Source organism: Pseudomonas protegens CHA0, assembly GCF_000397205.1.
GTDB classification, from domain to species: Bacteria; Pseudomonadota; Gammaproteobacteria; order Pseudomonadales; family Pseudomonadaceae; genus Aquipseudomonas; species Aquipseudomonas protegens.
Genome location: NC_021237.1, coordinates 367,161 through 393,725, shown reverse-complemented (window position 1 = coordinate 393,725; position 26,565 = coordinate 367,161). Strand labels below are relative to the sequence as shown.

23 protein-coding genes and 1 tRNA gene are annotated in these 26,565 nt (G+C 64.2%); 20 read left to right on the top strand and 4 right to left on the bottom strand.

Annotated features, from left to right (window positions below; genetic code table 11):
- Positions 1-263 precede the first annotated feature (263 nt).
- Positions 264-1,895, top strand: a complete 1,632-nt coding sequence (locus PFLCHA0_RS01715; RefSeq protein WP_015633812.1) for a BBE domain-containing protein — start codon at positions 264-266, stop codon at positions 1,893-1,895.
- Positions 1,896-2,278: 383 nt separating this feature from the next.
- Here PFLCHA0_RS01715 and PFLCHA0_RS01710 read toward each other — a convergent pair whose 3' ends face one another.
- Positions 2,279-3,862: a zinc-binding metallopeptidase family protein gene (locus PFLCHA0_RS01710; protein ID WP_015633811.1), complete on the bottom strand. Its 1,584-nt coding sequence runs from the start codon at positions 3,860-3,862 to the stop codon at positions 2,279-2,281.
- Between the two features lie 283 nt (positions 3,863-4,145).
- Between PFLCHA0_RS01710 and PFLCHA0_RS01705 the strand changes: the two genes are divergently transcribed.
- From PFLCHA0_RS01705 to PFLCHA0_RS01665, 9 genes are all read left to right on the top strand, one after another.
- Positions 4,146-5,063 (top strand): LysR substrate-binding domain-containing protein, encoded by a 918-nt coding sequence (locus PFLCHA0_RS01705; protein ID WP_011058712.1) that lies wholly within the window; start codon positions 4,146-4,148, stop codon positions 5,061-5,063.
- Between the two features lie 149 nt (positions 5,064-5,212).
- Positions 5,213-6,304 carry an ABC transporter ATP-binding protein gene (locus PFLCHA0_RS01700; protein ID WP_015633810.1) on the top strand — a complete coding sequence of 364 codons (1,092 nt, stop codon included), beginning with the start codon at positions 5,213-5,215 and terminating at the stop codon, positions 6,302-6,304.
- Between the two features lie 85 nt (positions 6,305-6,389).
- Complete coding sequence (locus tag PFLCHA0_RS01695) at positions 6,390-7,502, top strand: ABC transporter substrate-binding protein (protein WP_015633809.1); 1,113 nt, start codon at positions 6,390-6,392, stop codon at positions 7,500-7,502.
- 10 nt (positions 7,503-7,512) lie between these two features.
- On the top strand, positions 7,513-8,349 hold the full coding sequence (locus PFLCHA0_RS01690) for an ABC transporter permease (RefSeq protein WP_015633808.1): 837 nt from the start codon (positions 7,513-7,515) through the stop codon (positions 8,347-8,349).
- A 7-nt stretch (positions 8,350-8,356) separates the two neighbouring features.
- A complete protein-coding gene (locus PFLCHA0_RS01685; protein WP_015633807.1) occupies positions 8,357-9,172 on the top strand; it encodes an ABC transporter permease in 816 nt (271 codons plus the stop codon).
- A gap of 404 nt (positions 9,173-9,576) precedes the next feature.
- Complete coding sequence (locus PFLCHA0_RS01680; RefSeq protein WP_015633806.1) at positions 9,577-10,053, top strand: formate dehydrogenase subunit gamma; 477 nt, start codon at positions 9,577-9,579, stop codon at positions 10,051-10,053.
- Entirely contained in the window at positions 10,053-11,612 is a 1,560-nt protein-coding gene (locus tag PFLCHA0_RS01675; protein WP_015633805.1) for a formate dehydrogenase beta subunit, read from the top strand. The genes PFLCHA0_RS01680 and PFLCHA0_RS01675 overlap by 1 nt, the downstream gene beginning before the upstream one ends.
- Positions 11,609-14,506 carry a formate dehydrogenase subunit alpha gene (fdhF, locus tag PFLCHA0_RS01670; RefSeq protein ID WP_015633804.1) on the top strand — a complete coding sequence of 966 codons (2,898 nt, stop codon included), beginning with the start codon at positions 11,609-11,611 and terminating at the stop codon, positions 14,504-14,506. The genes PFLCHA0_RS01675 and fdhF overlap by 4 nt, the downstream gene beginning before the upstream one ends.
- Complete coding sequence (locus PFLCHA0_RS01665) at positions 14,503-14,724, top strand: formate dehydrogenase subunit delta (RefSeq protein WP_011058705.1); 222 nt, start codon at positions 14,503-14,505, stop codon at positions 14,722-14,724. Before fdhF ends, PFLCHA0_RS01665 begins: the two co-directional genes overlap by 4 nt.
- Positions 14,725-14,777: 53 nt before the next feature.
- Here the strand turns inward: PFLCHA0_RS01665 and PFLCHA0_RS01660 are convergent, their stop codons facing one another.
- Positions 14,778-15,422: a hypothetical protein gene (locus tag PFLCHA0_RS01660; RefSeq protein ID WP_015633803.1), complete on the bottom strand. Its 645-nt coding sequence runs from the start codon at positions 15,420-15,422 to the stop codon at positions 14,778-14,780.
- Positions 15,423-15,620: 198 nt separating this feature from the next.
- On the opposite strand from PFLCHA0_RS01660, the gene PFLCHA0_RS01655 reads away from it, so the two are divergent.
- The 10 genes from PFLCHA0_RS01655 (at position 15,621) to PFLCHA0_RS01610 (ending at position 24,974) form a co-directional block, all read left to right on the top strand.
- Entirely contained in the window at positions 15,621-17,006 is a 1,386-nt protein-coding gene (locus PFLCHA0_RS01655) for a sodium:solute symporter family protein (protein ID WP_015633802.1), read from the top strand.
- 29 nt (positions 17,007-17,035) lie between these two features.
- Positions 17,036-17,992, top strand: coding sequence for an agmatinase (speB, locus tag PFLCHA0_RS01650; RefSeq protein WP_015633801.1), 957 nt, complete (start codon positions 17,036-17,038; stop codon positions 17,990-17,992).
- Between the two features lie 113 nt (positions 17,993-18,105).
- Positions 18,106-18,181, top strand: a tRNA-Thr gene (locus PFLCHA0_RS01645).
- A 265-nt stretch (positions 18,182-18,446) separates the two neighbouring features.
- Positions 18,447-19,430, top strand: a complete 984-nt coding sequence (locus PFLCHA0_RS01640) for a helix-turn-helix domain-containing protein (RefSeq protein WP_015633800.1) — start codon at positions 18,447-18,449, stop codon at positions 19,428-19,430.
- Positions 19,431-19,591: 161 nt separating this feature from the next.
- On the top strand, positions 19,592-20,626 hold the full coding sequence (locus PFLCHA0_RS01635) for a DUF1254 domain-containing protein (protein ID WP_015633799.1): 1,035 nt from the start codon (positions 19,592-19,594) through the stop codon (positions 20,624-20,626).
- 213 nt (positions 20,627-20,839) lie between these two features.
- Positions 20,840-21,691: a MipA/OmpV family protein gene (locus PFLCHA0_RS01630; RefSeq protein WP_015633798.1), complete on the top strand. Its 852-nt coding sequence runs from the start codon at positions 20,840-20,842 to the stop codon at positions 21,689-21,691.
- A 35-nt stretch (positions 21,692-21,726) separates the two neighbouring features.
- The gene (locus PFLCHA0_RS01625) at positions 21,727-22,554 is read left to right on the top strand and encodes an acid phosphatase (protein WP_015633797.1); all 828 of its coding nucleotides are present in this window, start codon (positions 21,727-21,729) and stop codon (positions 22,552-22,554) included.
- Positions 22,555-22,567: 13 nt separating this feature from the next.
- Positions 22,568-23,362: a hypothetical protein gene (locus tag PFLCHA0_RS01620; protein WP_015633796.1), complete on the top strand. Its 795-nt coding sequence runs from the start codon at positions 22,568-22,570 to the stop codon at positions 23,360-23,362.
- 79 nt (positions 23,363-23,441) lie between these two features.
- A complete protein-coding gene (locus PFLCHA0_RS01615) occupies positions 23,442-23,828 on the top strand; it encodes a c-type cytochrome (protein ID WP_011058696.1) in 387 nt (128 codons plus the stop codon).
- Between the two features lie 24 nt (positions 23,829-23,852).
- The gene (locus PFLCHA0_RS01610; protein WP_015633795.1) at positions 23,853-24,974 is read left to right on the top strand and encodes a lysozyme inhibitor LprI family protein; all 1,122 of its coding nucleotides are present in this window, start codon (positions 23,853-23,855) and stop codon (positions 24,972-24,974) included.
- Positions 24,975-25,046: 72 nt separating this feature from the next.
- On the opposite strand, the gene PFLCHA0_RS01605 is transcribed toward PFLCHA0_RS01610, so the two are convergent.
- Positions 25,047-25,742 carry a tetratricopeptide repeat protein gene (locus PFLCHA0_RS01605; RefSeq protein ID WP_011058694.1) on the bottom strand — a complete coding sequence of 232 codons (696 nt, stop codon included), beginning with the start codon at positions 25,740-25,742 and terminating at the stop codon, positions 25,047-25,049.
- Positions 25,743-25,747: 5 nt separating this feature from the next.
- On the bottom strand, positions 25,748-26,413 hold the full coding sequence (locus PFLCHA0_RS01600; protein ID WP_230493583.1) for a hypothetical protein: 666 nt from the start codon (positions 26,411-26,413) through the stop codon (positions 25,748-25,750).
- Positions 26,414-26,565 lie beyond the last annotated feature (152 nt).

Sequence of the window (26,565 nt, the reverse complement as noted above, 5' to 3'; positions counted from 1 at the left end):
TTTATGCATAACCACTGCGGCCAGTGACCTCACTAACGGACGTCGGACACCCCATGGGTAACCCACAACCCATTGAAAGTCGCCGATCAAGCCGGGGGATTCCCCTCAACTTCACGAAAGAAAAAAACCAAGCTCATTACGCCTACTAGTCTCTAAGGCGAGCTGGACACCAGCAGCACTCAAGCCACAGCTCTGGCGCAACTAAAGCGGTCATTTTTCGACAGGAAGTCGCCAAGTCCCAACACACATACAGGGAGTTACTCATGAACGTCATAGACCCTCAGTCACACACCTACGAAACCCTGCAAAAGGGGTTCAACTTGCGCTGGCCGCCCAGTATCGAACAGGGCGCAAAGCGGATTTATGTGTGTACGACACCCGATGAAGTTCTGGCCGCAGCCAATACGGCACTGCGTGACGGCTATCGCATCACGGTGCGCAGTGGCGGCCACTGCTACGAGGGTTTTGTTTCCAACAAGTTAAGCGGCGAGACAGAAAGCCTGGCAATTATCGACATCGGTGAAATGAAAGGCCTGAAGTACGAAGAGAGCCAATCCATCACATCTCCCTGGGACAACCAGAACAAGAAGTATCGATTCATGGCATTAACCGGCAATCAGAACTGGGACGGTTACCTGTCGCTGTACAAGCAGGCCGGGCGCACCATTCCTGGTGGCTCATGCTATTCGGTCGGTTTGGGCGGGCACATCAGCGGCGGCGGTTACGGTTTGTTATCGCGCCTTCAGGGCTTGACCGTGGACTGGGTAACCGGCGTCGACATTCTTGTGCCTGTGGAAAACTCGCGGCAACTTAAGTTCCGGCATGTTCGCGCAGACAGTCCATCGAACGAAGACAAGGCATTGTTTACCGCCTGTTGCGGGGCCGGCGGTGGCAACTTCGGCATCATCATCGGCTACTACTTCGACCAACTGCCCCAAGCCCCGCAACAAGCCTACTGGATTCCCCTGGCCTACCCGTGGAAAGAGCTGATTCCCAACTTCTCGAACTTCCTGCGGGCCTATTGGCAATGGTTCTCGGATAACGACGCCGCCGCGACCAGCCCAGTGGAAGGGGTTGGCAATGGTGGATTGTTCACCCTGCTGAAACTGAACCATGTGGATACCTCCGACCATGTGGTGCTGGCGATCCAATACACCGGTCCCAATGGCCTGGTCGGCGGCGCAAACGATGTACCGCTCAACGACTTCATCAGCAAGATGAATGCCGCGGCGGGCATCACGCCGACTCTCCATGACGGTTTCATCGCACCCAACATTGCACCGCTCAGGCACCCGCTTGCCGGCAGGAAGTTCAAAGGGGCGGTGGCTGAACACACGGCGATGGATTGGCTGTACGTCACTCAAATGATCAACGGCTCGGGCAACAATCAGCGGGGCAAATACAAGTCTGACTATCAGGTCGAACAGTTCTCCGAGCAGGCCTGCAACGCGTTGCTGACGCACTTGACCGAAGCCACGCCAGACAAACGCTTCAGCCAGTCGCTGGTACAGATCGACTCCTACGGCGGGGCGATCAATAAAAAGGGCATGGGAACAACTGCCGTTCCTCAAAGAAGCTCACTGCTTAAAGCCCAATACCAGACGTACTGGACCAACGCTGCCGATGACGCGGTGCAAATAGCCTGGATTCGCAACATCTTCAATGCCGTACACGGCGGCAAGCCGAAAAGACCCGCCTACGATGGCTGCTACATCAACTACCCCGATGTCGATATGAAGTACACCGCTACAGGCGCTGTAGACCCCGACTGGTTGAACTTGTACTACGGCTGGAACACACCACTCATCAACACACTTTGCAACCTGAAGGCCTCAATTGACCCCAACAACCTGTTCCGTCATGAAATGTCCATCCCGGCCACAAAGGCGGAATAGGTACCGACCCGAGCACAGCACAACGGCATAACCACAGCGTGCTCGATTGAGCCTCCAGGCGTCCGTGCGCCATTGGCTCGATGAGCATGCTGTGCGCTTGTGCGACAGGCTGTCGCGACCTGTGGATAAGTCTGTTGATGGAATTCTGGCAAAGCCTTGGATTGCTTGGCCTTGGATGACCTTCACGGACTGGTCATTTTTTGTTCACAAAATAAAAGCCCGAAAAAACAGCCAGTTGCATAAAGATGAGAACGGCTCCACAAATTCGACAGTTCCCGGCCCTGGCAACCCATCCGTTGTGCATAAACACCTGAGCGAACAGGCATAACGCCATTCGCCCAGGTGCCATGGGACGATCTCAGGCAAGGGCCTGATAGCGGCGGCTACTCATCGGCCCGCGCCGGAATCCACCACTCTTCGCCTCGGGCCGTGCTGATGTACTCCGGCCAGCGGAAGTCGTGGGGCACCTGGAAGTCCTTGGGCAGCAGCGGCGCCTGCCAGCGACTGCCGCCGATACCGCCACCGGTGCGCTCGACGAACTCGGCCTTGGCCGCGCTGAGCAACGCCTCGTCGGTCAGCAGGTCCACCAGGGTCGCGGCAATGGTCTTGGCCGCCACTTCGATCATCGGGTCGATGGTCTGGCGGATGCCGCCCAGGGCGTTGGACACCCAGTCCGGATAGACCGTGCCAGCTGGCGCGCTGAGCATCGGCCGGGCCACCAGCAGGCGCACGGTGGGGCAGTGCCAGGTGTATTCCGGGTAGTCATCGGAGGTCAGGTAGTTCTGCCAGGCGGGCATTTGCAGGCGCATCTGGCGCTCGCATTCCTGGGGTTCGATCAAGGCTTCGGTGGCCGGCAGAAATGGCCGTTCCATGGCTTCGAGGCCAAGGTTGCGCTGGATTTCCCGAGCGATCTCCCGGGCTTCTTCGTCCCACTGTGGAGCACCCACCGCCGCCAGGTTGTCGTAGGTGACCTGGGCCATGACGTAGTTGGGCAGGCCGCCCCGGGACTTGCACACCCAGGTCTTTTTCCAGCGGCAGCCGGTGGCCATGGCGGCCGCTGCGGCGTTGTTGTCCATGACCTGGGAGATGGTCTCGGCCTGCTCGATGGAATCGCAGCGCAGCAGGTACTGGATCTGCGACAGGTGCGGCGGCAGGTTGTCCGCGGTGGCCTGGCCGGCGGTGAGAATCGCCTCGTTGTAGCTCCACAGGCCGGTGAACGGCAGGGTCGAACGGCGCAGGCTTTCGTTCAGGGTGTAGAAATGCACCAGGGCGTCGTTGGCCCCCGGCGCCCGGGCCGCCAGATGGTTCTGCGGGATCGGGCTGTAGCGATCGGCGGCGATCCAGTTCTGCGGATCCTCGCAGGTAAAGCTGTAGATGTAGGCGTAGGCGATGCCGCAGTGGGTGTCCCAGGTGGTGGTGTTGTTCAGCGGCAACATGTAGGTGGGGTGGAAGCTGATGGCGGCATCCAGGTCATCGTAGTAGCCCTTGGCGGCGTGGACCGGCTTGGAGGCGCGGAGCTTTTCCGCCGGCTCGCCGAAGAACCTGATACTGCCCTGCAGGCCGAATTCCACCATGGTCGCCTTGGCCGCCAGGGCCCCGCCCAGGGCGCTGATGCCCAGGGCCGAGTGCGGGTCGGTGTGCCCCGGAGCGAAGCGCGACAGACCATCGCGCGGCTGCTTGCGGGTAGTGGCCGCCTGGCAGTTGCCAGGCACCGCATCGTATTCGCCGTAGGTGGCCAGCAGCGGTCCCTGGCCCTGGGTGAAGGTGGCGCAGAAGGCCGTGGGCATGCCGCCGCTGGCGCGCTCGACGGTGAAGCCCTCGGCTTCCAGCAGTTGCACGTACCAGGCGCTGGACTTGTATTCACGAAAGGCCGGCTCGGCGTAATGCCAGATGATCTGGTGCCAGTCCGACAGTTGCTGGCGGTGGCGCTCAACCCAATCCATGGCGAATTCTTTGTAACGGGACATCCGCGGCACTCCTGGTTATCCAGGTTCCGGCCGGCCGGCGCCAGGACGCCACAGCGCCCCCACTCGGCCTGCGGGACCTCTTGTTGTTATTAGGCTTGTCCGGTCGGCTACAGGCCGGATCGAGGCTCAGTATTGGTGAAGCACCGATTACATCAATCGAATTTTTTAGGCGGCAATGTCAAAGTAAATTGACCAGTTTGCCGAGAGGTCGGCCCATACTGCGCCGCACTATGTGCGGAATACGAACGCCGTCGAACACAGGTTCCCTTGACCCGGAGGTTGTATGCGCTACCCCTCGATCACCGCCCTGCGCGCCCTCGACGCGGTCGCCCGGCTGGGCAGCGTCACTGCTGCCGCCCAGCAACTGAGCCTGACCCGCAGCGCCATCAGCCACCAGATCATCAGCCTGGAACAGAGCCTGGGTTTTGCCCTCACCGAACGGGTCGGGCGCGGCATCGGCCTGACCTACCAGGGCCAGTGCTATGCCCGGGAGGTGCGGCGCATCCTGGCCGACATCCAGGACGCCGGGCGGCGTTTCGACGGCCTGTCGGTGTCCGGAAAACTGCGCATCAGCTGCAACCCGGGGTTCGCCAGTTTCTGGCTGTGCAATCACATCAACGGTTTCCTGCGCCAGTACCCCCAGGTGCAGTTGCAGGTGGTCAGCCCGCGCTCCCAGGACGACACCAGCGACGCCGAAGCCGACCTGTTCATCGCCTATGGCATCGGCGACTGGCCGGGGCTGCTGGTGGAGCAGATCGTTACCCTGCGCTTCTCGCCGGTGTGCAGCCCGCGCCTGATCAACGCCATCGGCGGCCTGAAGACCCCACTGGACCTCAAGGACTTCCCGCTGATCCACATGAGCGACACCAGCGACTGGCGGGTCTGGCTGGCAGCGGCGGGCGCCAGCCAGGTCAACGCCGACAGCGGCATCACCTTCTCCGATGCGCACTGTGCCCAGTCGGCCTGCATCGCCGCCCAGGGCGTGGCGATTGGCGACAACCTGCTCAGTGGCGACGCCCTGGCCCGGGGCCTGCTGGTGCGCCCGTTCGACATCAGCATCAGCGCCTTGCGCGGCTACTTCCTGGTGATCGACCCGGCCAAGGCCGAGCGCTCGGTGGTCCAGGCCTTCAGCGCCTGGTTGAAGAACCAGTTGCAGACCAGCGCCCAGCACATCTCGGACGCCCCCTCCGGCGAACCCTGAGGCGCTCGCGACTGGGAAATTTCACTCACCAATGAGACAAAAATTATTCCATTGATGTGGCGTTGCTTTTCACAATAATGAGCCGACCGCCTGCTGTTCCGACAATAAAAATTCCATAGCGCAGGCCGGCTTTGCGGGAGATCTCCGTAGTGTCCAGCAGTCCCTCGACTCAACTCAGCGCCCAAGGAATCAGCCAGTTCTACGGCAACTTCACTGCCCTGGACGGCATCGACCTCGACGTTCGCCAAGGCGAATTCCTCACCCTGCTCGGCCCCTCGGGCTCAGGCAAGACCACCCTGTTGATGATCCTCGCGGGCTTCCTCACCCCCAGCGTCGGCAAGCTGCTGGAGCGCGGTGTGGACATCAGCCGGCGGCCGGCGGAAAAACGCAACTACGGCATGGTGTTCCAGGGCTACGCGCTGTTTCCCCACATGAGCGTGGCCGACAACGTCGCCTACCCGTTGCGCATCCGAGGCGTGAAAGCCGAGGAGCGCCAGCGCCGGGTCAAGCACATCCTCGAAGTGGTGGGCCTGGGCGCCCACCTGAACAAGAAGCCGTCCGAACTTTCCGGTGGCCAGCAACAGCGCGTCGCCATCGCCCGGGCCCTGGTGTTCGAGCCGGACATGCTGCTGCTGGACGAGCCGCTCTCGGCCCTGGACAAGAACCTGCGCGAGCAACTGCAGACCGAGCTGCAACGCATTCATCGCCAGGTCGGCACCAGCTTCGTCTTCGTCACCCATGACCAGGGTGAAGCCCTGGCGCTGTCGACCCGCATCGCCATCTTCAACCAGGGGCGGCTGGCACAGATCGACACCCCGGAAACCATCTACGACCGCCCGCGCAACCGCTTCGTCGCCGAGTTCCTGGGCAAGATGAACCTGTTCCCGCTGCAGGGCATTTCCCGTAACGGCAGCCAGGCCAGCGGACGCTTTGGCGACAGCCCGTTGCAGGCCACCACAAACGGGGAAATCAGCAACCAGCCGCAGTTGCTGGCGGTACGCCCGGAACACATGACCCTGCACACCGAGCGCCCGCAAGCCGGCGAACACAATGTGCTGCCCGCCTGCCTCGGCGAGCGGGTGTACCAGGGCTCCAGCACCCACCTGGCGCTGAACATCAGCCCGGAACTGGCACCGGTAAACCTCTCGGTGCCCGGCGATCACCCCGGCGCCCGATTGCCCAGCGGCACCCCGGTGTGGCTGAGCTGGCCGGTACGCCACAGCTTCCTGCTGGAAGCCTGAGCCGGCCGCTCCCCCATCGCGCACAGCTCTCCCATAACAATAATCGGCCGGCGCGCCCTGCACCGGCCTCGCGAGGACTTGCCCCATGAGCCAGCACCATCAACGCGACTGCATTGAAATCCTCATCGAAAAAGCCCGCGGCGGGCAGGTCAGCCGCCGCACCTTCCTCCAGGCCATGGGCCTGCTGGCGGCGGTGCCCCTGGCATTGCGCAGCGGTATCAGCTGGGCCGCCGACAAGCCCCTGGTGGTGGTCAACTGGGGCGGCGACGCACTCAATGCCTTTCGCAGCGCCTGGACCGACAGCTTCACCAAGAGCACCGGCATCCCGGTGCGCATCGACGGCGCCGGCCCCACCGAAGGGGCCATCCGTTCGCAGCTGGCCAGCGGCCGGCCGAGCTGGGACGTGGTCGACGTGGACAGCTACAGCGCCATGACCCTGGGCCGCGACAAGGTCCTGCAACCCCTGGACTACAGCGTGGTGCAGCGGGACCTGGTGGCGCCGTCGCTGTCCCACGAGCACGGCATCGCCGGCTACCTGTTCAGCTACGTGATCGCCTGGGACAGCCAGAAGTTCGGCGACAACGGCCCCAAGGACTGGGCGGACTTCTGGAACGTGGAGAAATTCCCCGGCAAGCGCACCCTCTACAAGTGGATGAACGGCATGCTCGAAGCCGCGCTGCTGGCCGATGGCGTGGCCGCCGAGCAGTTGTACCCGCTGGACGTGCCCCGGGCCTTGCGCAAGATCGATGAGCTCAAGCCCCATGTCCTGTCGTTCTGGGGCTCGGGCGCCGAAAGCCAGCAGTTGATGATCGAAGGCGAAGCCTCCATGGGCGCCATCTGGCACACCCGCGCCACCCTGCTCCACGAAGACAGCGGCGGCCGCATCAAGTGGGGCTTCGACCATGCCTTCCTCAACGCCAGCAGCTGGGGCGTGCTCAAGGACAACCCCGCGGGCACCGCACCGGCCATGCAGTTCATCCAGCACGCCTTGCAGCCGGCCGGGCAACTGAAGCTGTTCGAGGCCCTGGGCAACGGCCCGTCCAACGCCGCCACCCAGCAATTGATGAGCGCCGAACAGCGGGAGATCAACTGCGCCTCCGAAGCCAACATGAAGAAGCAGATCTTCCTCGACACCCAGTGGTACGCCGACCACTACTCCAGCACCCTGGAGCAGTACCTGACCCACCTGTCCAAATGAGCCGCCGACCATGAGTGCAACCCGAACCGCACGCCTGGAACGCAGCCTGCTGCTGTTCCCGCTGCCGCTGCTGCTGGTGGTGTTCTATCTGTTGCCGTTCTTCGGCGTGGTGAGCTGGAGCTTCACCCTGCCGGAGACAGGCTTCGGGCAGTACCAGCGCATCGCAACCGACCCGGCGATCCACGACATGCTCCTGCGCACCCTGCGCCTGTGCCTGATCGTGAGCCTCTTGGCCCTGGTGATCGGCTACCTGCTGGCCTACTGCTGGGTGTTCAGCCCGCCGTTCTGGCAGCGCATGGTGGAGATCTGCGTGTTCATCCCGTTCTGGATCTCGGTGCTGGTGCGGGCCTTCGGCTGGCTGATCGCCCTGCGCAGCAACGGCGTGGTCAACGACAGCCTGCTGTCCCTGGGCTGGATCGATCACCCCTTGCAACTGACCCGCAACGAACTGGGGGTGGTGATCGGCATGCTGCACTTCATGATCCCCTATGCCCTGTTCCCGCTGCTGTCGAGCATGCGCCAGCTGGATCAACGGGTGCTGCTGGCCTCACGCGGCCTGGGGGCCGGCGCCCTGCGCACCTTCTGGCAGGTGCTGCTGCCGCAGACCCTGCCGGGGCTGCTGGGGGCCTTCATCATGGTCTTCGTGTTCTGCCTGGGCTTCTTCATCACCCCGGTGCTGCTGGGCGGCGGGCAGACGGTGATGATTGCCGAATACGTGTTCCTGCAGATGTTCCAGACCAGCAACTGGGGCCTGGGCGCGGCCCTGAGCCTGGTGCTGCTGACCCTGGTCAGCGCGCTGATCTGGCTGCTGATGCGCATCACCCGTGTCAATCGACTGGTGGGTTGAGATCACTATGAATACACATCGCACTGCCCTGAGTACCCGCTTGATCGCCGTGGTCGCCATGGCCTTCATGCTGTTCCCGCTGCTGACGGTGATCCCGGTGTCCTTCACCGCCAAGCGCTACCTGTCGATGCCCGAGGGCAACTGGTCGCTGCGTCACTACGAGGCGTTGCTGAGCAACCCCGACTGGCTGTCGAGCATCGGCCAGAGCCTGGCCATCGCCAGCGCCACCAGCCTGATCGCCACCTTGCTGGCGGTGAGCTTCAGCCTCGGCATCTGGTACCTGCGCTCGCGCCTGGCAACCCTGCTGATCGGTCTGGTGCTGCTGCCCATGGCCATTCCGCCGGTGATCTCGGCGCTGGTGCTGTACTTCATGGAAACCAACCTCGGGCGCATCGCCCCGGGCTGGGGCTACGACACCCTGCCCGGGGTGGTGATCGCCCACGTGGTGATGGTGGTGCCCTACGGCGTGGTGACCATGCTGGTGGCCCTGAGCCAGGTGGACCGGCGCATCGAGCTGGCCTCGCGCAACCTGGGGGCGAGCCTGATGCAGACCGCCTTCCTGGTGATGTTGCCGAACCTCAAGCTGGGGATCTTCTCCACCGCGCTGCTGAGCTTTGCCCTGTCCTGGGAGGAAGTGGCGGTGACCCTGTTCATCACCAGTGTCGACGTCAACACCCTGCCGCGGCGGATCTGGAGCGGCCTGCGCGATAACGTCGACCCCAGCGTGGCGGCGATCTCGGTGCTGCTGATCGGCCTGACCCTGCTGGTACTCATGGGCCGCCTGGCCTTGCAGTACGCCGCCCAGCGCCGCGCCCGCTCCTAGCGCCCGTGGCGAGGGAGCTTGCTCCCTCGCCACGGGGCCCACCCTACTCCCTGGCTATTCGCTTCCGAGCTGACCGAAGTCATCCCTCACTCCCCGCGTTTTATCCGATAGTGCCCCGCTCGCCCACCCGGTTGCCCAGGCTCTTCTAGACTCAATGGGTGGTCGTAGATGGAACCGAACAAGTCGCTTTCGTGCAGATGAACCAGAAGCAGCGTGTCAAGCTGCCCTTTATGCCCTGAACAGGTGCGGCAACGACCGCGCCGGGTACAACAAGATGCCCATTCAGGGTGCATGGCCAACGGCCTGAAACGCCGCGCTACCGTGACGCGGCAACCAGCGCCGCAGCCGACACTTTCGGACAGCCGACAACCACCAGGTGCGTCCGTGACCGTGAGGAATGCTGTATGCCTGATGAAACACTGCACCTGCCTCTGATCCAACGCCTGCTGGAGCGCCACAAAGACTCCCCGGGCGCGCTGCTGCCGATCCTCCACCAGATCCAGGAAGAGCTCGGCTACATCCCCGATCCCGCCATCCCGGAAATAGCCCACAGCCTCAACCTGAGCCAGGCCGAAGTTCGCGGGGTAATCAGCTTCTACCATGACTTTCGTACCTCGCCGCCGGCGCGGCACATCCTGCGCCTGTGCCGCGCCGAATCCTGCCAGAGCCGCGGCGCCGAGCAACTGGCGGCGCAGCTGCGCGAGCGCCTGCAACTGGACGACCACGGCAGCAGCGCCGACGGCAACATCAGCCTGCGGCCGGTATATTGCCTGGGGGCCTGCGCCTGCTCGCCAGCCCTGGAGCTGGATGGCCAGCTGCATGCACGCCTGAGCGCAGAGCGCCTGGACGCGCTGCTCGACAGCTGCCGGGAGGACGCGTGATGCCCAGCCTCTACCTGCCCTGTGATTCCCTGGCCCGCGCCGTGGGCGCCGATGAAGTGGCCAAGGCCATCGCCACCCAGGCCGAACAGCGCCAGCTACCGCTGCAACTGCAACGCACCAGCTCCCGTGGCCTGTACTGGCTGGAGCCGCTGCTGGAAGTCGACACCCCGGACGGGCGCCTGGGCTTCGGCCCGGTGGGCGCCGCCGACGTACCGGCGCTGCTGGACGCCCTGCAAGGCGATGCCGCCAGCCATCCCCTGGCCCTGGGCCGGGTCGAAGACCTGCCCTACCTGAAGAACCAGCAACGCCTGCTGTTCGCCCGCGCCGGCATTACCCGGCCGCTGTCCCTGGCCGACTACCGGGCCCACGGCGGCTTCGAGGGCCTGACCCGCTCCATCGCCCTGGGCGGCGAGCAGACCGTGGCCGCGGTGCTCGACTCCGGCCTGCGTGGCCGCGGCGGCGCGGCCTTCCCCGCCGGGATCAAATGGCGCACCGTGCGCGACACGCCGCCGCAGCAGAAGTACGTGGTGTGCAACGCCGACGAAGGCGACTCCGGCACCTTCGCCGACCGCATGCTGATGGAGGGCGACCCGTTCCTGCTGATCGAAGGCATGGCCATTGCCGGCCTCGCGGTCGGCGCCAGCTACGGCTACATCTACGTACGCTCGGAATACCCCCAGGCCGTGGCGACCCTGCGCGAGGCCCTGGACATCGCCCGGGATGCCGGTTACCTCGGGGCCAACGCCGGCGGTAGCGGCCAGGCCTTCGACATGGAAGTGCGGGTCGGTGCCGGGGCCTATATCTGCGGCGAGGAAACCGCCCTGCTGGACTCCCTGGAAGGCAAGCGCGGCATCGTCCGCGCCAAGCCGCCGATCCCGGCGCTGCAAGGCCTGTTCGGCCAGCCGACCCTGGTGCACAACGTGCTGACCCTGGCCTCGGTGCCGCTGATCCTGGCCAAGGGCGCGGCGTTCTATCGCGACTACGGCATGGGCCGCTCCCTGGGCACCATGCCCTTCCAACTGGCGGGCAACGTGCGCCACGGCGGTCTGGTGGAGCGGGCCTTCGGCCTGACCCTGCGCGAGCTGGTGGAAGGCTATGGCGGCGGCACCGCCAGTGGCCGGCCACTGAAGGCGGCGCAAGTCGGTGGCCCCCTGGGCGCCTGGGTACCGCCTTCGCAGTTCGATACGCCGCTGGATTACGAAGCCTTCGCCGCCATGGGCGCGATGCTCGGCCACGGCGGTGTGGTGGTGGCCGATGACAGCCTGGACCTGGCCCGCATGGCGCGCTTCGCCCTGCAGTTCTGCGCCGAGGAATCCTGCGGCAAATGCACCCCGTGCCGCATCGGCTCGACCCGCGGCGTGGAGGTCATCGATCGCCTGCTGGCCGCTCCCGATCAAGGCCGCCGCGATGAGCAGGCGCTGATCCTCAAGGACCTGTGCGACACCCTGCAATACGGCTCGCTGTGCGCCCTGGGCGGGATGACCTCCTACCCGGTGGCCAGCGCCCTGAAGCACTTTCCCGCCGACTTCGGTCTGGCGTCCTCGGAGGCCGAGCAATGATCAGTATTTTCGACCCAGCCACAGACATCGATCTCAATGCCGTGGACTTCGGCACCCCGGCCCGCGACAGCCAGGTGCAGGTCAGCCTGAACATCGACGGGCGCAGCATCAGCGTGCCCCAGGGCACCTCGGTGATGCGCGCCGCGGCCCTGATGGGCACCACCATTCCCAAACTCTGCGCCACCGACAGCCTGGAAGCCTTCGGCTCGTGCCGCATGTGCCTGGTGGAGATCGACGGCATGCGCGGCTACCCGGCCTCCTGCACCACCCCGGTCAGCGAAGGCATGGTGGTGCATACGCAAACGCCGAAACTGGCGACCCTGCGCCGCAACGTGATGGAGCTGTACATCTCCGACCACCCGCTGGATTGCCTGACCTGCTCGGCCAACGGCAACTGCGAACTGCAGACCGTGGCCGGCCAGGTGGGCCTGCGGGAAGTGCGCTACGGCTATGACGGCGCCAACCACCTGCAGGATCAGAAAGACACCTCCAACCCCTACTTCGACTACGACCCGAGCAAGTGCATCGTCTGCAACCGCTGCGTGCGCGCCTGCGAGGAAACCCAGGGCACCTTCGCCCTGACCATCAGCGGCCGCGGCTTCGAATCCCGGGTTGCGGCGGCCGGTGGCGACAACTTCCTGGACTCCGAATGCGTGTCCTGCGGCGCCTGCGTGCAGGCCTGCCCCACCGCCACCCTGATGGAAAAGAGCGTGGTGCAGATGGGCCAGCCGGAGCGGGCGGTGATCACCACCTGCGCCTACTGCGGCGTGGGTTGCTCGTTCCGCGCCGAGATGAAGGGCGACCAGCTGGTGCGCATGGTTCCGGACAAGAACGGCCAGGCCAACCACGGCCACTCCTGCGTCAAGGGCCGCTTCGCCTGGGGCTACGCCACCCACCCGGACCGCATCACCAAGCCGATGATCCGCAAGCACATCAGCGACCCTTGGCAGGAAGTCAGCTGGGACGAAGCAGTGTCCTACGCCGCCAGCGAACTGCGGCGCATCCAGTTCAAATATGGCCGCGATTCCATCGGCGGCATCACCTCCAGCCGTTGTACCAACGAGGAAACCTACCTGGTGCAGAAGCTGGTGCGGGCGGCCTTCGGCAACAACAACGTCGACACCTGCGCCCGGGTCTGCCACTCGCCTACCGGCTACGGCCTCAAGCAGACCCTGGGGGAATCCGCCGGGACCCAGAGCTTCGACTCGGTGATGCAGGCCGACGTAATCCTGGTGATGGGCGCCAACCCCAGCGACGCCCACCCGGTGTTCGGTTCCCAGCTCAAACGGCGCCTGCGTGAAGGGGCCAAGCTGATCGTCATCGACCCGCGGCGCATCGACCTGGTGGACTCGGTGCACGCCCGCGCCGAGCTGCACCTGGCCCTGCGCCCCGGCACCAACGTGGCCATGCTCAATGCCCTGGCACATGTGATAGTCACTGAAGGGCTGGTCGACCAGGAGTTCGTCAGCGCCCGCTGCGAGCCCGAGGCCTTCGCCCTGTGGAGCGCCTTCGTCAGCCGCGCGGACAACTCGCCGGAAGTGCTCGGCGCCATCTGCGGCGTGCCCGCCGCCGATATCCGTGCCGCCGCCCGCCTCTACGCCACTGGCGGCAACGCGGCGATCTACTACGGCCTGGGGGTCACTGAGCACAGCCAGGGCAGCACCTCGGTCATGGGCATCGCCAACCTGGCCATGGCCACCGGCAACATCGGCCGCGAAGGGGTGGGCGTGAACCCGCTGCGAGGGCAAAACAACGTCCAGGGTTCCTGCGACATGGGCTCCTTCCCCCACGAGCTGCCGGGCTATCGGCACATCTCCAACCAGGCGGTGCGCCAGCAGTTCGAGCAGGCCTGGAACGTCACCCTGCAGGCCGATCCCGGGCTGCGCATTCCAAACATGTTCGAAGCAGCCCTGGGCGGCAGCTTCAAGGGCCTGTACTGCCAGGGCGAGGACATCGCCCAGAGCGACCCCAACACCCAGCACGTGACCGCGGCCCTGTCGGCCATGGAATGCGTGGTGGTGCAGGACATCTTCCTCAACGAAACCGCCAAGTTCGCCCACGTGTTCCTGCCGGGCAGCTCGTTCCTGGAAAAGGACGGCACTTTCACCAACGCCGAACGGCGCATCTCCCGGGTGCGCAAGGTCATGGAGCCGCTGGGCGGCAAGGCCGACTGGGAAGGCACCCTGGCCCTGGCCGCGGCCCTGGGCTACCCGATGCACTACAGCCATCCCTCGGAAATCATGGATGAGATCGCCCGCCTGACCCCGACCTTCACCGGCGTCAGCTACGCCAGCCTGGACCGCCACGGCAGCCTGCAATGGCCGTGCAACGACGCCGCGCCTGACGGCACGCCGACCATGCACATCGACGAGTTCGTGCGTGGCAAGGGGCGCTTCATGCTCACCGGCTACGTGCCCACCGACGAGAAGGTCAATGGCCGCTACCCGCTGCTGCTGACCACCGGCCGCATCCTCAGCCAGTACAACGTCGGCGCCCAGACCCGGCGTACCGACAACGTCGCCTGGCACGCCGAGGACCGCCTGGAAATCCACCCCACCGATGCCGAGAGCCGGGGCATCAACGAAGGCGATTGGGTGGGCATCGGCAGCCGCGCCGGGCAGACCGTGCTGCGGGCCCGGGTCACCGAACGGGTGGCACCGGGGGTGGTCTACACCACCTTCCACTTCCCCGAGTCGGGGGCCAACGTGATCACCACCGACAACTCCGACTGGGCCACCAACTGTCCGGAATACAAGGTCACCGCGGTGGAAGTCAGCCGCGTCTACCACCCTTCCGAATGGCAGAAGCGCTACCAGGCATTCAGCGAAGAGCAGCATCGCCTGCTGGACAAGCGTGGCCGCTCCCGGGGCGGCAAGGCGGAGGTGCGCCGATGAGCACCGCCAACCTGATCAAGATGGCCAACCAGATCGCCTCGTACTTCGCCAATGAGCCGGACCAGGTACAGGCCGTGCTCAGCGTGCGCAACCACATGCAGATGTTCTGGACCCCAGGCATGCGCAAGGAACTGCTGGCCTGGCAGACCGAGCAGCAAGGGGCCGAACTGCACCCGCTGGTGCAGCAGGCGGTGCGCGACGCGGGCTGGGAGGCCTAGACAAGCCATCACCCCCGGCCTGCTACCCCAGGCCGGGGCTACCCTCCAACGGCTCAGCTACCCGGGCACTTGCTGTCCACCGGCGGCTTGGCCTGGACCGCCATCGGCATGACCGCTCCCGGCTTGCCCAGGGGCAACAACTGGTACACCGCAAAGGCACACATGGCTGCGGTTTCGCCGTTCGCCTGGGGGATGTAGTTCAGACCGACATAGGCCTCGTAGCTCTTGCCCGGCTCGAACAGCACCACCTTCCTCACCTCAGGGCAGGTGCTGTAGGTGCTGCCATAGCCACCTGCCGCCACGCCCCCGCCTTCCAGCAGGAAAGGCCGGCCCGCCGGTACCCGGTACTCGGTGGCGATCTCGTTGTAGGCGCCCTCGCCCCTGCGGATCGCCCCTGCGTAGGCCGGCAGTTTCGGCGCGAACCTGGGCAGCATGTCGATCTGCCGGGGCTGCACCGGGAACTGCGGGTAGTTGATGTTGGCCTGTTGATCGCTGCCGAAACGCCCGGCCTTGGCCAGGCGCTTGCTGTCCCCCAGGCACCCGGCATAGGCGTCCCCGCGCACCTCGCCGTTGGTGATCACCCGCAACTGCGCGGTCGGCACGCTCAGGGGCGGTTCCGAATAGGGCTGTACCGGTTTGGCACTGCAAGCGCCGAGCAACGCCAACGCGGCCAGCAGGGTGGGAGTTGCGAGATTCATCACTGAAGTTTCCTTTGACTGAGGCGGCCACCGGGCCCGCACAGGCTATCGGCCGAGTGCCCGCAGCCTTCACTGCCACCCAGGCACTTTCCACAAAACACAAGCCAGCTTGTGCCCGCCGGGATGTACCCGGCAACCCCTGCCACCTACGCTGCGCCGACCTGCCTTCAACAACAAAAACAAAAGGAAGCGACGGTTATGGCACTCGATTATCTGGTAATGGCGATCTACGTCCTGCTGATGGCCGGCCTCGGCTGGTGGGGCATGCGCAAAGTGAAAAACCAGGATGACTTTCTGGTGGCCGGGCGCCGCCTGGGCCCGGCCCTGTACCTGGGCACGCTGTCGGCGGTGATGCTCGGCGGCGCTTCCACCATAGGCTCGGTGCGCCTGGGCTACAGCTACGGCATTTCCGGGCTGTGGCTGGTGTTCATGCTGGGCCTGGGGATCATCGTGCTGAGCCTGGTGTTCTCCCGGCAGATCGCCCAGTTGCGGGTCTTTACCGTGACCCAGATCCTAGAGCAGCGCTACCAGGCGTCCTCGCGGCTGATCGGTGGCTGCGTGATGGTGGCCTACGACCTGATGGTGGCGGTGACCGCCACCATCGCCATCGGCTCGATCACCGAAGTGGTGTTCGAGATCCCGCGGATCACAGCGATCCTCTGCGGAGGCGGCCTGGTGATCTTCTACTCGGTGATCGGCGGCATGTGGTCGCTGACCCTCACCGACATCATCCAGTTCGTGATCATGACCCTGGGGATCTTCGGCGTCCTGCTGCCCATGAGCCTGGGCCAGGCCGGCGGCCTGGAAGCCTTGCAGGCCAACCTGCCGGCGGGCTTCTTCGAGCTGGGCAATATCGGCCTGGACACCATCCTCACCTACTTCCTGCTGTACTTCTTCGGCGCCCTGATCGGCCAGGACATCTGGCAGCGGCTGTTCACCGCCCGCAGTGAAAGCGTGGTGCGCTACGCCGGGCTCGGCGCCGGGATCTACTGCATGTTCTATGGCGCCGCCTGCGCCCTGGTGGGAGCCGCCGCCAAGCTGCTGCTGCCGGACCTGGCGGTGGCGGAAAACGCCTTCGCCGAAATCACCCGCAGCGTGTTGCCCGCCGGCCTGCGCGGCTTGGTGGTGGCCGCTGCCCTGGCCGCCATCATGTCCACCGCCAGCGCCTGCCTGCTGGCTTCGGCCACGGTGCTCAAGGAAGACATCTACAGCCGCTTCCTTACCCGGGGCGGGGAAAACCACCTGGCCAGCAGCCGCTGGATCACCCTCGGGCTGGGGGCGGCGATGCTGTTGATGGCGTGCCTGGTGAACGACGTGATCGCCGGGCTGAGCATCGCCTACAACCTGCTGGTGGGCGGCCTGCTGGTGCCGATCATGGGCGCGCTGCTGTGGCGCCGCGCCTCGGCCAGGGGCGCCATCGCCTGCATGCTCACCGGCAGCCTGACGGTGATCGCGTTCATGGTCCGCGACGGCATTCTCGCCAACACCCCGATCTACTACGGGCTCGGGGTCAGCCTGCTGACCTTTGTCGGCGTCAGCCTGACAAGCCGGGCGGCACCGGCACTGCGCAGCGCCACCGAATAAATCCTTCACAGCGAACAAGGAACCCCGCCATGTCCAAGCCCTTTCCCCAACCCGTGGATGCCGCCCTGGTCCCACGCTTCGCCGGCATTCCAAGCTTCATGCGCCTGCCGCTGTTCAACGACCCGGCCCAGGTGCAGATCGCCCTGGTGGGCGTGCCCTGGGACGGCGGCACCACCAACCGTGCCGGTGCCCGCCACGGCCCGCGGGAGGTGCGCAACCAGTCGAGCCTGATGCGCAAGGTGCACCATGTCAGCCGCATCGCCCCTTATGACCTGGTCCGGGTCGGTGACCTGGGTGATGCACCGGTGAACCCCATCGACCTGCTGGATTCGCTGAAACAGATCGAAGGTTTCTTCAGCCAATTGCACCAGGCCGGCGCCGTGCCCCTGGCGGTGGGTGGCGACCACCTGGTGACCCTGCCGATCTTCCGCGCCCTGGCCCGCCACCGCCCCATCGGCATGGTGCACTTCGATGCCCACTCCGACACCAACGACCGCTACTTCGGCGACAACCTCTACACCCACGGCACGCCCTTTCGCCGCGCCATCGAAGAAGGCCTGCTGGACCCCAAGCGCACGGTGCAGATCGGCATTCGCGGTTCGATCTACAGCGCCGACGACGAGGCTTTCGCCCGGGACTGCGGGATTCGCGTGATCCACATGGAAGAGTTCGCCGACATCGGCGTCGAAGCCACCCTGGCCGAAGCCCGGCGCGTGGTGGGCGACGGCCCGACCTACATCAGCTTCGACGTCGACGTGCTCGACCCGGCCTTCGCCCCCGGCACCGGCACCCCGGAGATCGGCGGCATGAACACCCTCCAGGCCCAGCAGATGATCCGCGGCCTGCGCGGCCTGAACCTGGTCGGCGCCGACGTGGTGGAAGTCTCGCCGCCCTTCGACGTCGGCGGCGCCACCGCCCTGGTGGGCGCGACCCTGATGTTCGAGTTGCTGTGCATCCTCGCCGAATCGATAGCGCAAGGCTCCTGAGGAGGGCCAGCCAATCGTTTGCCAGCGGACGCGGCCCTGAGCGCTTCGCAAAAATAGTCAGATTTCAGGGGTTTACAGAAGCCCGCCAATCGCTATAATCGTCGCCCTGACACGCCGGTATAGCTCAGTTGGTAGAGCAACTGACTTGTAATCAGTAGGTCCCGGGTTCGACTCCTGGTGCCGGCACCATACAAAACAAAGCCCTCGCAGCGATGCGAGGGCTTTGTTGTTTCCAGGGTCAAACAATCCTCTCCCGATGCCTTCAGCACCTTGCTGGACCCGGCATCACTGCGCTTCAGCCCCCCTTACCCTTCTTCGCAAGTCCCACAAGCACAACGTCCTTCGTGTTTAATGCACATCGCCAGCACGACTCCGGCAGGTGTTTTGCGCTAGTGTTTCCTGCGGACTCGGACGTTCCTCACGTGCACGGCCTTTGAACCAGGTGCAAACGCTCATGACCCATGCAACGCCCTCCATCAAACTCAGCACGCTTCAGCAAATAGCGCCCTACCTGAGCATGCGCGGGGTGTCGCCGCTGGAGTTCTTCCGGCGTTACGGGATTTCCCCGCAGGTTTTTCAATACCCGGATGCCTGGGTGCCGCGAGCGACCTGTTTTCACATCGCCAATGAAATGGCCGCGGTCGCACAGGACCCCTTCGCGGGTGCAACGGTGGGGCACCTGATCGAAGTACGCTCACTCGGCGCCTGGGGCGGGTTGATCCTGGGTTCGACCAACCTTGCCCAGGCGTGCGCAGTGGCAGCGATCCATACGGACTTACTGCATCAAGGAAGTGACGTAAGAATCGTTACCGAAGGCCGTACGACGAAGCTGATCCAGCAATTCACCGGGCAGCACGGGGCTGATCCGAAGCAGGTCATTCTCGGCACTCTGGCGCTGCTGAGGAAAGTGCCGCTCATGTCCGGCGAGCCTTGCGCCATACGGGTGCATCTGCAAAACCCGCGGGAGCGAGGAGATGAGGCGCTGGAGGAGTACCTGGGGCCGAATCTGCACATGAACGCGAAGCACAACATGATCGAATTCGACCGTGAGCTGCTCGACACCCCACTGCAACCTGCCCGGGATGACGCCTGGAAAGTCACCGAGGCCTTGAAGTCGACCGCGCAAGCCGCCGGTGTGCTGATCGAACGGATCGCGGATCAGGATCGATCCAAACTTACCGCTATTTCAAGAAACATCGGCTTGTCTTCCCGAACGCTACAGCGTCGCCTCAAGTACTGCGGCATCGACTTCGAAGACCTGCGTGACGAAACCCGTCGCAGCGAAGCACTGCAATTGATTGCCAGCGGCAAATACACCGCGACCGAGATTGCCTACATGGTGGGCTACAGTGATCAGGCGCACTTTACCCGAGCCTTCAAGCGCTGGACCGGAAGTTCGCCGTCGCGCTACCGCTCGCTCTTGGAAGATGATCGTTAACCTCTTTGCCTGACCCTCCCGCCCCACTATCGGGCGCCTTCAAATAACCCACTTCGCGGTACTTGCCTGTTGTGCTTTTGGCACCAAATGGCAAGTTTCCAGCAGGGTGTTCTTATAAAGTCTGAAAAGGTAATGCCCACTTAAAAGAGCTAGAGGTTTACATGCCCGATTCATCCACGGCCTGCATCGTCGCCCTGACGCTGGCCACTTTTGCCAGTGCACACGCTCAGTCATCCGCTGATGCGCCGGTGCGGGTAAATGTCGATAACTTTGCTCGCGCCGAGTCCGACCTCTACATGGGCAAGAGTGTGAAGAGTGGAGGCTTGGGGCGGTTTGTTCACAGCCGCGAAGCGGTTGCCATCGACGCTCAGGATGTCATCCGCATGAACAGGGACACGCTTTACTCGTCAGCGGTGTTCGATCTCGATGCCGGCCCGGTGACTGTCACCTTGCCTGAAGCCGGTGAGAGGTTCATGTCGATGCAAGTGGTCAACGAAGATCACTACGTGCCGGCAGTCATTTATGGGCCCGGTCCCCATACGCTGGCGAAAGAGGACATCGGCACACGCTATGTATTTGTCGCTATCCGCCTGTTCTTCGACCCCACGGATCGCAAAGACCTCGAGCAGGTGCATGCGCTGCAGGACGCCATCCAGGTCAGCCAGGCCAGGCACGGGGAGTTCGTGGTTCCGAAGTGGGATCAGGCGAGCCAGAAAAAAGTGCGTGATGCCCTGGCTGTTCTGGGTTCGACCCTTCCCGACTACAACCAGTCCTTTGGCCCGAAAGGCAGGGTCGATCCGGTGCGCCACCTGATCGGAACCGCAACGGGCTGGGGCGGCAACCCGAGCAGGGACGCCATCTACCTCGGAGCAGTATTGCCGCACAACGATGGAAAAACCGTCTACCGGCTCAAGGTTGAACAGGTACCGGTCAAGAGTTTCTGGTCTGTGAGTGTTTACAACGTCGACGGGTACTTTCAGAAAAACCCCTATGACGCCTATTCGCTGAACAACCTCACTGCCAAGAAAAGTGCCGATGGTTCAATTGTCATCCAGTTCGGGGGTTGCGAGGCCAAGGTCGTCAATTGCCTGGTTACGACACCCGGCTGGAACTACACCGTCAGGCTCTATCGACCGAGTAACGAAATACTCAGTGGCCAATGGCGTTTTCCACAGCCCGAGCCCGTCGATTTGTAAATTCGATTATTCGAGCAAGTGCAAGTTTGTCGAAACGACGGACTCCTGCCATCGGTACTTGTAAACGCACTGTGGCGATCAATGAGGCCAGCGCTTGCGCCGGGGGTTTACCGGCCTGCGCTCACCTCGGATACCAGCACCTGCAAGTTGAATATTAGTGATCAACTCAGCAATGGCTCTGCACTACAGAGTTCACACCCAAGGAAATGAACAATGACACTCAAGGATCATTCACATTCTTTCAGGTCTCCCGTGGTGTTCTCCCTAAGTGCAGCCCTTGCATTGATGCTAGTGCCGCCTGCCCAGGCTGCCCCGGCCGATTCAGGCGGCACGCCATCGGTGAAGGTAGGCGGTGGCTTGGCGGTTGGCCCGTTGTACCAGGGCGCTTCCCACTACGCCGCCTTCCCGTCACTGAAGCTCAAGGCGGTTATGCCGACCCAGGACTGGGGCACCTTTACTGCGGCCTTTCCGGAAGGGCTGCGATGGGATCTGCCGGGGCTGGCGCCTTTCGGCGTGGCCCTGCTGGTGGGTTATGACCCGGGGCGCAAGGAACGCATTCACACCCTGGACGGCCGTGATGACTACCTGCGGGGCATGGGCAACCTGGACAGCACCGCCCTGGTGGGGGCAGAAGCGTACTGGATCCTGCCCGCCGGCCGCTTGTTCGTACGCGGCCTGCAATCGAGCCAGAGGCGCAATTACGGTGGCGAAAGCCTGGGCCGTACGGCGTACCTGGAAGCTGGGGTTGCCACCACCTATCCGCTGTCTTCGACCTTGACCCTGGACTCGACGCTGTACGGCACCTGGAGCAACGAGAACGACATGATGGCCCGCTTCGGCGTCACCGCCCAGCAAGCCGCACGCACCCGGTTCGATGAATACCACCCCGGTGGCGGGATGCGCGACGTGACCTTGAAGCTGGGCCTGACCTGGCAATGGCAGCCACAGCTGGCACTGGAAGGTGGCATCAAGACCTACGCCCTGGTCTCCGACGCCCGTGACAGCCCGCTGACGGGGGAAAAGGTCGGTGCCGGAGCCTATCTGGACGCCTTGTACCGATTCTGATCAGCCGTGGTCATGGATAGAAAAGAGAACGCACGATGAAAAAAATACCTGAACCCTTCGCGGTGACACTGTCCCTGGCCGGCCTGCTCTGGTCGGCATGGGCGCTGGCCGAGGACGCCGCCACGAAGGTCACCGACCCGCACTTCAAGCTGGCGCCAGGCTACCTTGAACCGGCTGACTTGCCTATACGCCTGGCCTTGCTCGGGGCCCCGCCAAAACCGGGCTCCGCGGCCCTCGCGCGGGATGAAGAAGCACGGCGTGCGGCGCTGGCGCTGCGTGGCTCGAGCCGGGAGAAACTCGCGGCAACCGATGCAGAACTGTCATTCCCCGGCCCGGCGAAAACCTTCTCTTGCGCACTGGGCACGCAGATCAGCGAAAAGAGCACACCCCATCTCTATACCTTGATGCAGCGCACCCTGACGGATGCGGGGGGCTCCACCTACGCCGGAAAGAATGCCTACAACCGTACTCGCCCCTTCGTGGTGCATGACGAAGGCACGTGCCGCAAGGACATGGAGCCACTGCTGCGCACGGATGGCTCCTGGCCCTCCGGCCACTCCGCAGCGGGCTGGGCCTGGGGCCTGGTCCTGGCCGAGATCAGCCCGGCCCGCGCCACCGAACTGATGACCCGTGGCCTGGCATACGGCCAGAGCCGGATCATCTGCGACGCCCACTGGCAGAGCGACGTGGACGCTGGCCGCATCATGGGGGCCGCGACGGTCGCCAGCCTGCATGGCAATCCGGCATTCCTCGCCGATCTGGCGGCCGCGAAGGAGGAGGTCAAGGCAGCGCAGCAGGCCGGCCTGAAGCCTGCCGAGGACTGCGCAGCCGAAGGCGTGGCCCTTGGGCTGACCCAGCACTGATCGGAGAAACAGCATGATCCACCGTGACCATCCGCACTCACCGTTGCTGCACCGGCGTACCCGCCTGGCGCTGCTGCTCGGTGCCTTGACGACCGCCGGAACCAGCCTGCCGCCCGTGGCCATGGCGGCAGACGACGATGGCTGGCGGTTCAACGGCGGCCCGTACGTGTGGGGCGCCGGGATCCGCGGGCACGTAGGCCACCGCAGCACAGGGACCCAGTTCATCAAGTCCGACTTCTCGGACATCGCGCGCAGTGTCGACATGTCGGTGATGCTGATGGGCGAAGCGCGGCGCGGCCCCTACAGCGTGCTCGCCGACCTGATGTACATCGACACCGACACCCGCAACCGGCTGCCAGCCGGAGCGCTGGCGTCCAAGCTTGAGGTGCAGAGCAAGACCGCCTCGGGTTTCCTGGGGGGCGGCTACCAGGTGCTGGGGGATGACGATCATCGCCTGGACATCGCCGGCGGCGTGCGCGTCTGGTACAGCAGCACCAGCATCACCCTGCACGGTGGGCCGGCCGGGGGCCTGTCGGGCTCGGACAGGGCCACCTGGGCCGACGCGATGGCGGGGTTGCGCGGGCACTACGCCGTGAACGAGCGGTTCTGGCTCTCCGCCTGGGGCATGGCGGGCGCCGGGCAGTCCCGGGAAGACTGGGACCTGGCCGCACTGGCGGGCTGGGAGTTCCTGCCGGGCTTTTCGGCGGTGGCCGGCTACCGGGCCATGGGGGTCGATTATCGCCATGACGGGTTTGTCTACGACATCGTCCAGAAGGGCCCGCTGCTGGGTATCAGTGGGCGCTTCTGAGCCTTGTATCGCAAGGCTCCCCCCAGGCATGCGCTTCATGCTCCAATAGCCGCCGATTCCAGCTGCACGCAGGCCGCCCATGAAGCCCATCGCCGTATCGATTCTGACCCTGTTGCTCCACTCCCTGCTATTCAGCGCCCCGGCCCTGGCCGGTGATGCCGAAGCCGGCGCCAAGCTGTTCAAGCGCCTGTGCAGCGGCTGCCATAACATCGGGCCTTCGGTGCGCAGTTCCTTCGGGCCGCAGCTCAATGGCATCATCGACCGCCCCGCCGGCAGCGCCGCGGACTACCAGTACTCGACGGCCATGAAGTCCTCGGGCATTGTCTGGAGCCGGGACAAGCTCATCCAGTACCTGGAAGACCCCAAGGCCGTGGTGCCCGGTACCCGGATGATTTTCTGGGGGCTGAGCGATGAGGAAAAAATCGATAATCTGCTGGCCTATCTGCAGACGTTCCAGACCCCCTGACCCGTTTTCGACAAGGATGTGTTGATGAAGCTCCCTTTGCTCTCGCTGGCGGCCATGAGCCTCGCGCTGGCGCCCGATCTGCAGGCCGCCGGCTTCGACTGCGCCAAGGCCTCGACCCAAGTGGAAAAGACTGTCTGCGCCACGCCGACGCTGTCCGCCAAGGACGAGGAGATGACCCGCCGCTACCAGGCGCTGAAGCACTTGCAGGTGTTCCGCCTGCTGCAAGGCCACTGGTTGAAGAACACCCGCAATACCTGCCCCGACACCGATTGCCTGGAGTCGGTCTACCGGGCCCAGGTGAAAATGCTCACGTCGCTGCCGATTCCTCCCGAGCCCGCCCCGGACGCACTGCGCCCACTGGCTCCCGGCGAGGCGTACCTGGTCTATGACCCGGACGACTGGCAGAACTTCACCCTGGCCACCTTCAACAGCACCCTGCCCCAGGGCGACCAGCAGATCGTCGATGCCCAGGTGATAGCCGGGGTGCTGCATGTGGTGCTGTTTGTCGGGCGCTATCAGCAGGGCAAGCCGGTGTATGTCGGCACCCTGTATGAGTACGCCGATGACCAGCCGGGGCTGCATCCCATCGCCCAGGACATCGCCTTCGCCGGCTGGGCCAATCCCGGGGCCAACGACCAGGGGCCGCGCTACGCCGGGATAGTCGATGGCCAGTTCTACTACCGCGAGCAGCTGGCGGGCCAGTTGCAGCAAAGCATGGTCTACCGCCTGGGTTCGCGCAGCGCGCCCGCCAGCACCCAGCAGGTGTTCCAGGTTGGCTCCAACACCTTCATGCACGCCCGGGCACGGGTGGAGCAGGACCTCAATCGCGACAGCAGCCAGCTGTCCCTGAACTATGAGCGCGCCAACGCGGGCAGCCATTCGGAGAACATCACCGAGCAGAAACAGCCCGATGCCGGATGGGCCATCGTCAACCCGACCTGGAGCACCACGCGCCCGGTGCTGTACTTCGATAACCAAGGGCCCCGGGCCTGTATCTGGCGGGTCGATATGCGGGGCAAGGAGTTGTCGAAGATAGTCACCGATCACGACGCAATGTCGGCCCGGCCGGTGGATATCCATGGCCGTGAAGCGGTGGTCTACCTGCAGAGCAACCAGCTGAAGTTCGCCATCAATCCGGACGACTGACGAACAGCGTTCGCGGATAAAAAAAGGCTCGCGATCAGGCGAGCCTTTTTTATTGCATCAACCACGCTGCATTCAAGGCAGCTTGATCTTGTACTCGGCCAGCTTGGCCTGGTGCTGCGGCTCGACGTACTTCTGGTTCACCAGCTTGGCGAACTGTGCAAAGTCGGCGCGGGCGTCGTCGGTCTGGCCCAGTTTGTCGTAGGCCAGGCCGCGGTGGTAGAAGGCCCAGGCATAGTCGGGCTGCTTCAACAGGCCGGTGCTGTAGGCTTCCGCGGCCTCGCGATAGCGACCCAGGTCGTACAGCGTCTGGCCCAGGTGGTAGTAGGTCGGCATGTTGAAACCACTGCCCTTGCCCGCCTCGCCCAGGTTGTTGTCAAGGTTGGACTGCACCAGCTCCAGGGCCTTTTGCGGGTTGCCCGCTTCGCGATACAGACGGCTCAGGTCCAGCACCGCCCGAGCATCGGGCTTGGGGCCCAACTCGATGGATTTTTCCTTGGCGGCGATGGCTTCCGGGTAACGCTTGAAGCTGGCGTAGGCATCGGATTTGAGCCAGTACACCAGGCTCTGCATGGGCTGGCTCAGCTGGTTCTTCTCAAGGCACAGGTCGGCCTCTTGCAGCACCACGTCGAATTTTTCGGCCTTGGAAGCCTGGCCCACCATGCGGCAATGGGCGTAGTTGATCTGGTCCTGGCTCTGCAGGCTGGCGCAGCCAGTCACAGCAAGGGCACACACAAGCAGGAGCGACCCGCGTACAGACAATGAAGGCATGTTTTTCAATCCAGCAGATGGGCGTTGAGGTCAGGGCGATACACCTGCAGCAACGGCGCGGTGACCGTACCCTGCAAGCTGCAGAAGATCGTGGTGCGTCCGGCAATCGGCGCGTTGGTGGTACCGATGTCGATGCTCAGGATGCGTTCGACATAACCGAACGGCGTAGCCACGCCACCGCCCGCCAGGCCTTCGGTGCGCCACTGGTCGATGGGGTCGCCGACCCGGCGGATCTCCACCCGGCTCATGGCGCTGCGGTCTGCCTTCAGGCGGCTGTTGTCCACCAGCAGCGGCTTGAGCGCCGCGGCCACGTCCTTGGGCTGGCCCTCGGCGACAAAGCCCCAGAACAGCAGGTTGCCCACCGACTTCAGCGACTGAGCTTCGTTGTAGTAGCCCACCAGGCGCACGCCATTGACCAGCAGCGGCTGTTCGAAGGCCTGGTAGCGCCCGCCTTCCTGCAAAGGGTTCATGACCTTGGGCGCGCTTACCGCACCGTACCGGGCCAGGCTCAAGGTGCCGGTCGGCAGTCGGGCGGTATTCAGGTTCTGGAAGAACTGCGCATCACAGCGGGAGAAGTCGCTCAGCAACTGCTCGGGCGCAGTCGCTTGCTGGCCGTGGGCGATGCTGGCGACGCTCAGCAGGCACAGGCCGGATAGCAGGGTACGGAACATCGAAATCATCCGTGACAAGACAGGGGGGTGGACTGTAACAAGATTGATATGCGCCAACCACTGGCTGAAAAAAGCACCCGGGCGAGAACAGTCACCCGCCATCCCGGGCATTTCTGCAACCCGGATGCCCAGGCACAAAAAAGCCCCGAACC

Bases quoted from the DNA above. Each gene is read 5' to 3' on its own strand.
- PFLCHA0_RS01715 (WP_015633812.1), top strand. From the start codon at position 264: ATGAACGTCATAGACCCTCAGTCACACACCTACGAAACCCTGCAAAAG.
- PFLCHA0_RS01710 (WP_015633811.1), bottom strand. From the start codon at position 3,862: ATGTCCCGTTACAAAGAATTCGCCATGGATTGGGTTGAGCGCCACCGC.
- PFLCHA0_RS01705 (WP_011058712.1), top strand. From the start codon at position 4,146: ATGCGCTACCCCTCGATCACCGCCCTGCGCGCCCTCGACGCGGTCGCC.
- PFLCHA0_RS01695 (WP_015633809.1), top strand. From the start codon at position 6,390: ATGAGCCAGCACCATCAACGCGACTGCATTGAAATCCTCATCGAAAAA.
- PFLCHA0_RS01690 (WP_015633808.1), top strand. From the start codon at position 7,513: ATGAGTGCAACCCGAACCGCACGCCTGGAACGCAGCCTGCTGCTGTTC.
- PFLCHA0_RS01685 (WP_015633807.1), top strand. From the start codon at position 8,357: ATGAATACACATCGCACTGCCCTGAGTACCCGCTTGATCGCCGTGGTC.
- PFLCHA0_RS01680 (WP_015633806.1), top strand. From the start codon at position 9,577: ATGCCTGATGAAACACTGCACCTGCCTCTGATCCAACGCCTGCTGGAG.
- PFLCHA0_RS01675 (WP_015633805.1), top strand. From the start codon at position 10,053: ATGCCCAGCCTCTACCTGCCCTGTGATTCCCTGGCCCGCGCCGTGGGC.
- fdhF (WP_015633804.1), top strand. From the start codon at position 11,609: ATGATCAGTATTTTCGACCCAGCCACAGACATCGATCTCAATGCCGTG.
- PFLCHA0_RS01665 (WP_011058705.1), top strand. From the start codon at position 14,503: ATGAGCACCGCCAACCTGATCAAGATGGCCAACCAGATCGCCTCGTAC.
- PFLCHA0_RS01660 (WP_015633803.1), bottom strand. From the start codon at position 15,422: ATGAATCTCGCAACTCCCACCCTGCTGGCCGCGTTGGCGTTGCTCGGC.
- PFLCHA0_RS01655 (WP_015633802.1), top strand. From the start codon at position 15,621: ATGGCACTCGATTATCTGGTAATGGCGATCTACGTCCTGCTGATGGCC.
- speB (WP_015633801.1), top strand. From the start codon at position 17,036: ATGTCCAAGCCCTTTCCCCAACCCGTGGATGCCGCCCTGGTCCCACGC.
- PFLCHA0_RS01640 (WP_015633800.1), top strand. From the start codon at position 18,447: ATGACCCATGCAACGCCCTCCATCAAACTCAGCACGCTTCAGCAAATA.
- PFLCHA0_RS01635 (WP_015633799.1), top strand. From the start codon at position 19,592: ATGCCCGATTCATCCACGGCCTGCATCGTCGCCCTGACGCTGGCCACT.
- PFLCHA0_RS01630 (WP_015633798.1), top strand. From the start codon at position 20,840: ATGACACTCAAGGATCATTCACATTCTTTCAGGTCTCCCGTGGTGTTC.
- PFLCHA0_RS01625 (WP_015633797.1), top strand. From the start codon at position 21,727: ATGAAAAAAATACCTGAACCCTTCGCGGTGACACTGTCCCTGGCCGGC.
- PFLCHA0_RS01620 (WP_015633796.1), top strand. From the start codon at position 22,568: ATGATCCACCGTGACCATCCGCACTCACCGTTGCTGCACCGGCGTACC.
- PFLCHA0_RS01615 (WP_011058696.1), top strand. From the start codon at position 23,442: ATGAAGCCCATCGCCGTATCGATTCTGACCCTGTTGCTCCACTCCCTG.
- PFLCHA0_RS01610 (WP_015633795.1), top strand. From the start codon at position 23,853: ATGAAGCTCCCTTTGCTCTCGCTGGCGGCCATGAGCCTCGCGCTGGCG.
- PFLCHA0_RS01605 (WP_011058694.1), bottom strand. From the start codon at position 25,742: ATGCCTTCATTGTCTGTACGCGGGTCGCTCCTGCTTGTGTGTGCCCTT.
- PFLCHA0_RS01600 (WP_230493583.1), bottom strand. From the start codon at position 26,413: ATGTTCCGTACCCTGCTATCCGGCCTGTGCCTGCTGAGCGTCGCCAGC.